6 protein-coding genes and 1 pseudogene are annotated in these 10,446 nt (G+C 72.4%); 4 read left to right on the top strand and 3 right to left on the bottom strand.

Translation table 11 applies throughout. The features are described from left to right. Both AB0O00_RS02460 and AB0O00_RS02455 read right to left on the bottom strand, forming a co-directional pair. Nucleotides 1–1,035, bottom strand: a pseudogene (locus AB0O00_RS02460) (hypothetical protein); the annotation flags it as partial. Between the two features lie 330 nt (nucleotides 1,036–1,365). Continuing rightward, the gene (locus AB0O00_RS02455) at nucleotides 1,366–4,938 is read right to left on the bottom strand and encodes a CDP-glycerol glycerophosphotransferase family protein (RefSeq protein ID WP_363648253.1); all 3,573 of its coding nucleotides are present in this window, start codon (nucleotides 4,936–4,938) and stop codon (nucleotides 1,366–1,368) included. A 139-nt stretch (nucleotides 4,939–5,077) separates the two neighbouring features. Here AB0O00_RS02455 and AB0O00_RS02450 point away from each other — a divergent pair, with 139 nt between their 5' ends. Beyond that, a complete protein-coding gene (locus AB0O00_RS02450; protein WP_363648252.1) occupies nucleotides 5,078–6,076 on the top strand; it encodes a glycosyltransferase family 2 protein in 999 nt (332 codons plus the stop codon). 62 nt (nucleotides 6,077–6,138) lie between these two features. Then, nucleotides 6,139–7,068 carry a YihY/virulence factor BrkB family protein gene (locus AB0O00_RS02445; protein WP_363648251.1) on the top strand — a complete coding sequence of 310 codons (930 nt, stop codon included), beginning with the start codon at nucleotides 6,139–6,141 and terminating at the stop codon, nucleotides 7,066–7,068. 28 nt (nucleotides 7,069–7,096) lie between these two features. On the opposite strand, the gene AB0O00_RS02440 is transcribed toward AB0O00_RS02445, so the two are convergent. Then, the gene (locus AB0O00_RS02440; RefSeq protein ID WP_363648250.1) at nucleotides 7,097–8,305 is read right to left on the bottom strand and encodes a D-alanyl-D-alanine carboxypeptidase; all 1,209 of its coding nucleotides are present in this window, start codon (nucleotides 8,303–8,305) and stop codon (nucleotides 7,097–7,099) included. 141 nt (nucleotides 8,306–8,446) lie between these two features. Here AB0O00_RS02440 and AB0O00_RS02435 point away from each other — a divergent pair, with 141 nt between their 5' ends. Both AB0O00_RS02435 and AB0O00_RS02430 read left to right on the top strand, forming a co-directional pair. Beyond that, nucleotides 8,447–8,704 carry a hypothetical protein gene (locus AB0O00_RS02435; RefSeq protein WP_363648249.1) on the top strand — a complete coding sequence of 86 codons (258 nt, stop codon included), beginning with the start codon at nucleotides 8,447–8,449 and terminating at the stop codon, nucleotides 8,702–8,704. Between the two features lie 83 nt (nucleotides 8,705–8,787). Next, a complete protein-coding gene (locus AB0O00_RS02430; RefSeq protein WP_363648248.1) occupies nucleotides 8,788–10,398 on the top strand; it encodes a hypothetical protein in 1,611 nt (536 codons plus the stop codon). The last annotated feature ends 48 nt before the right edge of the window (nucleotides 10,399–10,446 follow it).

Raw genomic sequence — 10,446 nt, 5'->3', positions numbered from 1 at the left:
GGCGCCGGCCTCGCCCGGGCGGCGGACCTCGCCGTCCGTGCCGGTGTGCCGCAGCACGAGCTCCAGCCGTCCGGCGGCCGGGTCGGGGCAGTGCCCGGCGAGTTCGAAGCCGCCGGCCTTGACGGCGATCCGGTCGATCAGGCCGGCCGCGGGCTGGACGCAGACCTGGAGCCGCCCGTCGGCGAGGTGCTTGAGGTAGAGCGCCCGGTCGGCGGTGGCGGGCAGCCGGTGCTGGCCGGCCACCGGGCCGCCGCGCTCGTCCACGACGAGCTGCTCGGTGGTGCCGTCGGGGCGGAGCAGTTCGGCGTCCCAGTGCTCCAGGTCCTCGGTGCCGCGCCCGTCGGCGGTGAACGGCCGGTAGGGCAGGTGGACGGCGAAGGCGTTGCCGGTCCGGGTGACGGGCTGTTCGACGACGGCGTCGCTCTGCCGGTGGCGCAGCCGCAGCACGGTGCCGGACGGGCAGTGGTCGGCGGTGCCGCGCAGGTCGAGGCCCCCGTCGGCGGACGTGGCGTGGGTGAGGCGGACGCCGGGGCGTTCCAGCAGCAGGCGCAGCCGGCCGTCGGCGAAGTGCGGCTGGAGGCGCACGTCGCGGTCGACCCAGCGGGCCGGCGGGTACTCGCCCGAGCCGCACCAGTGTGGGGCGAGCGTGCCGTACTGGCGGCGCAGCCGGGCGGGGCGGGGGCGGGTGAAGAGCGTGGTCTCGATCTGCCAGTCGCCGAGCAGCCACTGGCCGCCGCGGCGCAGCCGGCCGGGCTCGATCACGGCGGTGAAGCCGGACCAGTCGTGGTTGTGCTCGGGCTGGGCACTGTCGTCGGTGACCTCGGGCAGGCGCCGCGGCCTGGAGCGGACGTGGACGGGCGGCTGCGCGTCCTCGGGGTGGCGCAGGGTGAGCCAGGTCCAGGCGGAGCCGGCCCGGCCGGTGTCCTGGTCCTCGGGGCGGGCGAAGCCGGTGAGTTCCAGGCCGCGGCCGGTCCAGCGGGCGCGCAGCAGGCCGAAGACGGCGTCGTCGGAGCCGGTGGGCAGTGCGGTCGTCACACGGGGGTCGGCATGCGGCAGGACGAGCCGTGTGAGCACTGGCATTTCGGGTGGAGCCCTCCGGGGACGGGAACCCGGCCGTCGTGCTGGGCCGGGGGGGCTGCCGACCGGCGGGAGCCGGAACGATGACAGCCGAATTGACATCCCATACCGGGACGACACCCGGGGTCAACTGTACGGTTCGTAGAATTTCCTGAGAAATTTGCCGACGAAACGCCAGTTCGAGTGCAATGTGGGCGTAAAGGCGGGGTCGCTCTCAGGGGACTTTCAGAAATGCCGAGGCGTCCGCCGCGGAATCGCGCCGGACGCCTCGGAACCTTCGAGGAAAAATTACTCCTTTCGGAGCATGGCATCGACGACGCGGGCGGAGGCCTTGCCGTCGTCCAGGTCGCAGTAGGCCTCACGGAACGCGGCGGCCTTGTCGGCGTATTCGGCGGCGACCTCGTCCACCCGGCCGAGCGCGGAGACCAGTTCGGCGGAGGTGGCCAGCAGCGGGCCGGGCACCTCCGACTCGAAGTCCAGGCTGAAACCGCGCAGGTTGTCCCGGTAGTGCTCCAGGTCGTACGTGAAGAACAGCACCGGCTTGCCCGTCGCCGCGAAGTCGAAGACCGCGGCCGAGTAGTCGGTGACCAGCACGTCGGCGATGAGCAGCAGCTCCGCCATGTCGGGGTAGCTGCCGACGTCCCAGACGTAGCCGTTGCCGGCGTCCGGGATCTGGCCGCACATCATGCTGTGCCGGCGCACCAGCAGCACCTGGTCGTCGCCGAGCGCGGCGCGGGCCGCCTCCAGGTCGATCCGCAGGTCGATCTGGTAGCCGCCGTTGGGCCGGCGACGGTCCTCGCGCCAGGTCGGTGCGTAGAGCACGACCTTCTTGCCCTCGGGCAGACCGAGGCGCTCGCGGACCTGCTCGGCGGTCTTCTCGCGGTCCGGGGCGAAAAGGAGGTCGTTGCGGGGCGAACCGCTCTCCAGGATCTCGCCCTTGTAGTCGAAGGCGCGCTTGAGGACCGGGGCCGCCCAGCTGTTGCCGGCCACCAGCAGGTTCCAGTTCGGGACCTCCTTGGCGAGGCCCTTCAGGTAGTTGGAGTCGGTGAACCAGACCTTCTCGAAGTCCATGCCGATCTGCTTCAGCGGCGTGCCGAGCCAGGTCTGCACGACGACCTGGCCGGGGCGGCGGACGAAGAAGTCGGGCAGGTGGGTGCTGGTGACGATGTACTTGGCGGTCGCCAGCGCCTCGAACCACTCCGGGCTCCACAGCCGGATCGCCTGCGCGGTCTGCGGCAGGTCGGCCTGGAGGTCGTCGCTGCCCCACAGGTGCTCCAGCGGCAGGCCGCGGCGGACGAGCTCCTCGTGGATAGCCCGCGGGGAGTCCGCGTAGAGGCCGCCGAGGCCGACGTTGTACAGGACGGTCTCGCGCACCGGGTGCCGGCGGGCGGCCGGGTAGTCGGCCGTGCGCAGCTGGCGCTGACGGTAGCCGCTGCGCTCCTCGGGCAGCAGGGCCGAGTGCGACTCCAGCGACAGGCCGTCGTGGTGGCGGCGCTCCAGCACTATCCGCTTGCCGCGGGACTCCACCTCCAGCGGCAGGGTGGCGAAGCAGTCCGGCGAGATCAGCGCGTGCTTGGTCGCGGCCTCGTCGACCGGGGCGCCGACCGGACGGAAGAAGACGTCCCAGGTGCCCTGGGCGAGCGGCACGCGCCCGGCGAAGGAGGCGGTCGGCACGGCCGGCAGCGCGGTGCGGAAGCGGCCGTCGGTGATCTCCACCGGGTAGACGTGCTCCTCCTCGCGCCAGCCGTGGCGGACGACCAGCTCCCAGCGGTGCGAGCCGGGCAGCGGGAAGGAGCCGCTCAGCAGGAAGCCGTCGGCGCCGCGCGAGGCGACCTCGTCCACGATCGGCTGGAGCAGCTGGTCGGAGAACTGCAGGTTGCCCGCGGGGGAGGGCTTGGAGTAGAGCGCGCGGCGCTCCGCGGCCGGGGCCTGCGGGTTGAGGACGACGTGCAGCTGCTCGGGCGCGTTGCGCTCGTCCCAGACCACGGGCACGGCGGTGCCGTCGGCGAGCAGCAGCGCGGTGTCCCAGCGGTCGCGGGCGCGCTCGTCGGCTGCCGGGTCCAGCTCGGCCCAGGCCTCGCGGACGGCGGTCAGCTCGGCCGCGGCGAAGGAGACGGTGAACGGCTGCAGCGTGCCGACCGGCGCGCCCAGCTCCAGGGGGAAGGCCAGCTCGCGGTCGGACTCGACGTGGGTGAGCCGCAGCCGGGCCCCGGCGAAGCTCGCGCCGGAGCGGGCCGCGCCCGAGACCTCCACCCGGCCGGCGTGCACGGCCAGGCCGGTCACCCGGGCCCGGACGTTCTCCACCTTCAGGTAGACGTGGTTGTCCCGCACCCAGGGCACGATCCGCACGTCCGGCTCGACCCAGTGCGTCGGGATGTACTCGGCGGTGTCGCTCCAGCCGGCCGAGACGCGGCCCTTGTAGACGCCGCCCTTGCCCGCGCCGGCGACCAGGACGCGCCAGTGGCCGTCCTTCCACTGGCCGCGGTGCTTGAGCTTCTTCGGGTCGACGACGACGGTGAAGCCCGCCCAGTCGCAGTTGTAGAGGTCGTGGTGGCAGCTCGCGGTGGCCTCGGGGCTGTACTGGGTCTTCATCGGCACGGCGACGACCCGGCGGCCCTTGGTCTCGCGCAGCACCAGGGTGCGGACCATGTCGTGCTTGCCGGCCGCGCCCAGCTGCTCCGGGTACGCGTGCCCGGTCAGCTCCAGCCTGCCGCCGACCCACGCCGTCTCGTACAGCCGGCTGCGCATGACCAGCGAGTTGTCCAGCTTCAGGACGCCGGACGGGACGCTCTTGCGGCCGCCGCGCAGGAACGGGTAGTCGGCGTACGGGCGCAGCAGGCCGCGGGCCTGGACGCCGCCGTTGCTCTCGCCCTCGTACTTGATCTGCTCGACGAACTCGTCGATCCGGCCCTGGAGGGTCAGGTGGTACTTGAGCCGCAGCGGCGCGCGCAGCTTGCGGACCTGCTCGGGGCCGATCGACCGCAGCAGCCGGCTGACGTTCTTGATGTAGGCGTCCCGGTACTCCTTGTCGCCGTCCACGACGGACCAGAAGAACATCGGGATCTCCTCGACGAGGGTGTTCTCGTCGTAGGAGTGCAGGTACTGGGCGAAGCGCGGCTCGGTCTGCTTCTTCAGCCAGCCGCGGACCAGCTCGACCGAGGTGACGCGGTCGACGAGGCCCTTGGGGTTGGTGCGCATCTGCGTGATCGACATCTCGCCGACCTCGCGCTCGCGCCAGTGGTAGATCGGCTCGGCGAGCACGTCCACGCTCTTGGCGAGGTAGTGGTGCGGCACGCTGACCGGGGCGTCCTCGTACAGGATGCCCTCGGGGTACAGCAGGCCGGCCGCGTCGAAGAAGGAGCGCCGGTACACCTTGTTCCACGCGGTGCGGTCGGTGACCAGCGCCGGGATCTCGGTGATGTGCGTCTTGAGCCTGGTCTCCCGGAACGGCTTCGAGTGGCCGCCGGACTGGTAGTAGCCGACCGCGCGGAAGCGCAGCACGTTGCCGGTGGCGAAGTCGGAGCCGGTCTCGTCCAGCGTGTTGATCATGAGCTCGTACGCGCTCGGCGGCATCGAGTCGTCGCTGTCCACGAAGCACAGGAACTCGGAGTCCGGGTCGATGTGCCGGATGCCCGTGTTGCGGGCCGCGCCGAGGCCCTTGTTCACCTGGCGGACCAGGCGGAACCGCGAGTCCTTGGCGGCGTAGGCCTCGGCGAGTGCCGCGCTGCCGTCCTTCGAACCGTCGTCGACCATCACGCACTCGAAGTCGGCGAAGGTCTGGGCGGCGATCGAGTCGAGGCACTCGACGAGGTAGCGCTCGACGTTGTAGATCGGAACGACGATGGAGAGGCGGGGAGCCATCGGCTACGCAGGCCTTTCTCGGGAATCAGCGTGGCAGCCCGGGTCGGGGTCTGGCCGCACTTTTGAATCGGTGCGTACGTGCACCGCGATCCTACCGTCCGGGCCAAGCCGCCTCCGGGGGCCCACTACGCTGGGGCCCGTGCCCCGCTTCAGCGTGATCGTCCCCGTGTACCAGGTCCAGGACTACCTCACCGAGTGCCTCGACTCGGTCCTCGGCCAGGACGGGCCCGACTTCGAGCTGATCGCGGTGGACGACCGCTCCCCGGACCGCTGCGGCGCGATGCTCGACGAGGCCGCCGCCGCGGACCCCCGCGTCCGGGTGCTGCACCTGCCGGAGAACGTCGGCCTCGGCCGCGCCCGCAACGCCGGCCTGGAGGTCGCCACCGGCGAGTACGTGATCTTCCTCGACAGCGACGACACCCTCACCCCGGACCTGCTCGCCGCCGTCGACGACCGGCTCGCCGCCACCGGCGACCCGGACGTCCTGGTCTACGACTACGCCCGCACCTACGTCGACGGCCGGATCACCCGCGCCGCCTCCGCCCACGTCTTCGGCGCCGCCTCCCCCGACGTCTTCGACCTCGCCGCCCGCCCCGACCTGCTCGACCTGCTCCAGGTCGTCTGGAACAAGGCCTACCGCCGCGGGTTCATCGCCGAGCAACAGCTGGTCTTCCCGGCCGGCTACTACGAGGACACCCCCTGGACGTACCCGGCGCTCCTCGCCGCCGCGAGCATCACCCTGCTCGACCGCATCGGCGTGCACTACCGCCAGCGCCAGGAGGGCGGCAACATCCTGGCCACCGCCAGCCGCAAGCACTTCGACGTCTTCGCCCAGTACGACCTGGTCTTCGCCTTCCTCGACCGCCGGCCCGACCTCGACCACTGGCGCCCGGTCGTCTACGGCAAGATGCTGCACCACCTCAACACCGTGGTCGCCAAGCCCGGCCGGGTCCCGCCCGGCGACCGCCGCGAGTACTTCCGCCGCGCCGCCGAGCACTGCGCCCGGCTGCGCCCGGCCGGCTACCGCCCGCCCCCCGGGGTGGACGGGGTGCGCACCGAACTGCTCGGCCACGGCCGTTACGGCGCGTACCAGGCCGTCCGCGCGCTCGCCCGGGCCCGGCGGTTGGTCGGGCGCTGAACCCGCCCGCCGAAGGTCGAGCCTGACGGCCATTCGGGGGACGGGCCGGTATAACCGGTCGCGTGGACTTCCTGACCCGCCTTCCGGTCATCGGCCCGCCCGTCGCCCGGGTGCTGCGCAGCCGCCCGTACCGGGTGTACGAGCACTTCACCGCCGCCCGCGGCAACCGGCTGGCCGGCGCGGTCACCTTCTTCGGTTTCCTCGCGCTGTTCCCGCTGCTGACCGTGGCCCTGGCGATCGCCGCCGCGACCTTCAGCGACACCCGGGTCGCCGACCTCCAGAAGCGCATCGCCGACCAGCTGCCGGGCATCTCCGACGCGCTCAACCTGCCGTCCCTGGTGTCCAACGCGGGCGCCGTCGGGCTGGTCAGCGGGGCGCTGCTGCTGGTGTCCGGCCTGGGCTGGGTGGACACCATGCGCACCTCGATCCGGGACGTCTGGCAGCTGCCCGCGGAGGACGGCAACGCGATCCTGCGCAAGGCGCGGGACTGCGTGGTGCTCGCCGGCCTCGGCCTGGTGTCGCTGGTCTCGCTGGGCGCCTCCACCGCGGGCACGACGCTCGCCGGGCGGATCGCCGACGCGATCGGCCTGCACAACGGCTACCTGCTCACCGGGGTCGGCCTCGTCATAGCGGTCGCCTGCGACACCCTGCTGTTCGCCTACCTGCTCGCGCCGTTCCCCGGGGTCCACGGCCAGCGCCGACGCGACGTCCTGCAGGGCGCGCTGATCGGCGCGGTCGGCTTCGAGCTGCTGAAGATCCTGCTCGCGTCCTACCTCGGCTCGGTCGCCGGGAAGAGCCTGTACGGCGCCTTCGGCGTGCCGGTGGCGCTGCTGCTCTGGATGAACTTCGTCTGCCGTCTGCTGATGTACTGCGTCGCCTGGACGGCGCTGGCCGACCCGGCCGCCGCCCTGGAGCGGACCCGCGAGCACGGGCGGGCGCTGCTGGCGGCGGCGGACGAGGCGGAGCTGGAGGCGGCCCGGCCCCTCGTGTGAGGCCGGGCCGTCCGTACGTGACCTTCCGTCAGTCTCCGGTCGTGGGGCGGGCCGTACGGCGCTTGAGCACCACCAGGGCCCCGGCACCGGCCACCGCCCCGACAACGATCGCGAGCCACCCGCCGATGCCGAACCCGTCGTCCCCGTCCTTCCCGCCGGCGGCCGAGGCCGAGGACGCGGACGGCGACGGGTGCGGCGGCGGCGCGGGCGTCCCGGCGGTGCCGCCCGCCTGGCCGGCCGGCTGCTCGGCGCCGGGCTGCTGCTCGTCCACGAGCCTGCCGACCGGCTGGACCTTCCCGGCCGCCGCGAAGCCCCAGTCCAGCAGCGCGGCCGTCTCGTCGTAGACCTTCTGGTACGACGCCGGGTGCATCACCGTCACCAGCAGCGTGCGGCCGCCGCGCTCGGCGGCGCCGACGAAGGTCGAGCCCGCATTGGTGGTGGTGCCGTTCTTCACCCCGATCAGGCCGGGGTACTTGCCCAGCAGCCGGTCGGTGTTGGCGATGCCGAAGCTGCCGCGCTGGCCGGTGTTCTTGTCCACGGCGCCCGGGAACATCGCGTCCCGGGTGGCGCAGTACCCCCGGAAGTCCGCGTTGCGCAGGCCGGCCCGGGCGAACAGGGACAGGTCGTAGGCCGAGGAGACCTGGCCGTCCATGTCGTAGCCGTCCGGGGAGATCACCTTGGTGTCCCGCGCCTGGAGGGCGTCCGCGCGCGACTGCATCTCGGCGACGGTCTGCTGGATGCCGCCGTTCATGTGCGCGAGGACGTGCACGGCGTCGTTGCCCGAGCTGAGGAACACCCCGCGCCACAGGTCCTCGACCCGGTAGTCCAGGTTCTCCTTGATGCCGACCAGGCTGCTGCCCGCCCCGATCCCCAGGATCTCCTCGTCCGCGACCCGGTGGACGGCGTTGCGGTCGAACTTGGGCAGCACGGTGTCCGCGAAGAGGATCTTCAGGGTGCTGGCCGGCGGCAGCCGCAGATGCGGGTTGTAGGACGCCAGCACCTCTCCCGACGTGGCGTCGGAGACTATCCAGGACTGACCGGTCAGATCTCCCGGGAGTGCCGGGGCACCGGTCATCGGCGAGACCTGGACCCCGGACTGGCCGAGCCGGTCGCCCCCGACCACGGCCGGCGGAGCCGGGGCGGAGGGGGCCGCGGCCGCCGCCGGGGCGACGAACAGGGCCGGCAGCACCGCGGTGGCGGCGAACAGGTGCGCGAGTTTGCGAGGACGTGCGATCACCCGCCGACCGTACCCACTCGGGACCCCGGCCGTGCGCCACACCGGCAAGGTCCTCCGCAGGAGGGGCCCGCCGTACGCCGATCGGCAGCCCGCGCATACTGGGGGTGCACACCGCCTCCACACCGCCGCCGAGGACCCCGCATGAAGCTCAGCCGCCGCACCTCCTGGTTCCTGACCGCCTTCGGCGTCTGGTCGGTCATCATCTGGACGACCTTCGTCAAGAACCTGTGGAAGGACTCCGGCGGCCAGGCCTTCGTCAACGGCGACCACTCCCAGCCCACCGCCTTCTTCTGGATCCACCTCCTCCTCGCCGTCACCTCCTTCTGCCTCGGCATCGCCGTCGGCACCATCGGCCTCCGCGGCCTGCGCGCCACCCGCCGCACCCCGGTCACCGACTGAGAAATCCCCGTTGCCGCTGTCGGTGCGCACTGGCAAGATCCTCACCGCTCGATCACGAAATCGTTCCAGGGTGGGGAAACTTGATGAAGCACACGCATGCCCGGCGGCTGGGGGCGGGCGCGGCGTTCGCCGTGGCCGCGGGCCTGCTCGCCGCGCCGACGGCGGCCGCCGACACCGCGCCGGCCGTCCTCGGCACCGGCCAGGGGACGGGCTACCGCACCGCCGACTGCAACTCGACCGCCGATCCGACCTGGCTCGGACGGTCCATCGACGGACCGGCGCTCGACGCGAAGGTCACCGGCAGCGGGGTCCGCTTCAGTGTCTGGGACGTGACCACGGGCGCGGAGGACCCGGTGTTCACCGGCGACGCCCAGACCTACGGCCGGCCGAGCGCCGGCCTCCACGTCCCCGGCCTGGTGGACGGTCACAGCTACGCCTGGCACGCCTGGGCGCTGCAGGGCACGCAGCTCTCCGCGCCGTCGGCGGACTGCCACTTCACGATCGACGCCACGGACCCGACCGTCACGGTCTCCTCGCCGGACTTCCCGGCGACCGGCACGGGCGGCAAACCGGCCAAGTACGCGGGGCAGACGGGGACGTTCGTCCTCAAGGGCGCCGACCCGACGCCGGCCGGCGGCGAGTCCTCCGGCGTCGCCTGCTTCCAGTACGGCTGGACGTACGCCGCGAGCGACTGCAGCTCGCCGGGAGCCGTCGAGCCGGACGCCGACGGCACGGCGAAGATCGACCTCAAGATCCTCGACTGGGGTACCGACAACCTCGTCGTCAACGTGATCGACGCAGCGGGCAACGTCGGCCGGACGACCTACACCTTCTACGCCCCGTCGAACCCGAATCCGCCGCAGACCCTCGGCGACGTCGACGGGGACGGCATCGCGGACATCGTGCTGCCGGACGCGCAGGGCAACCTGCAGTACCTCCCGGTCAACGCGACCGACACCACGCCGACCACCGTCATCTCGGCCAACCGATCTCCTGCCGGGCAGAGTTGGGCGCCCTACCAGGTCGCCCACCGGGGCTGGGACGACTTCCACGCGCCGTCCTCGGACGACCTGTTCATCCACAAGCCGGGCGACGCCTACCTCACCGTCTACCGGAACTTCGACTACGGGGCCATGACCAAGGGCTCCATGGTTTCGAGCGACCGCGTGTGCGGCGACCGCTTCGACCCGAACTCGTCCTGCCCGGCCGGCTTCGCCGCCGACTGGTCCAAGACCGATCAGCTCGTCGCTCTCGGTCCGGTGACCGACGGCACCTCGCCGTCGCTGCTGACGCTGGAGGGCGGGAACCTCTGGCTGCTCAACGGGGTCGCCTCCGGTTTCGACAAGGTCACCAAGCTCACCACCTCCGGCGCCTGGAACGGCTACGACCTGATCGCCCCCGGCCCCGACGCCGCCGGCAACCTGGCCCTCTGGGCGCGCGACCGGGCCACCGGGGAGCTGCACGCCTACCCGATCCCGAAGAAGGCCGACGGCACCTTCGACTTCTCCTCGCTCGCCGACCCGAAGGCGGACGTCGTCGCCACCGGCTTCACCGTGGCCGCCTACCCGACGCTCGGGAGCTCGGGCGACGCGGACGGCGACGGCAAGCCGGACCTGTGGGCCGTCACGGCCGACCGGCACCTGGTGATGTACAGCGGCTGGACGGACGCCAACGACCTCGGCGCGCTGGCCTGATCGAACGCCGGAGGCCCCCGCCCGATCAATCGATCGGGCGGGGGCCTC

The organism is Kitasatospora sp. NPDC093558, from assembly GCF_040683475.1.
GTDB lineage: Bacteria > Actinomycetota > Actinomycetes > Streptomycetales > Streptomycetaceae > Kitasatospora.
The sequence above is the reverse complement of the archived record's forward strand: the minus strand, read 5'-3'. Positions and strand labels throughout refer to the sequence as shown.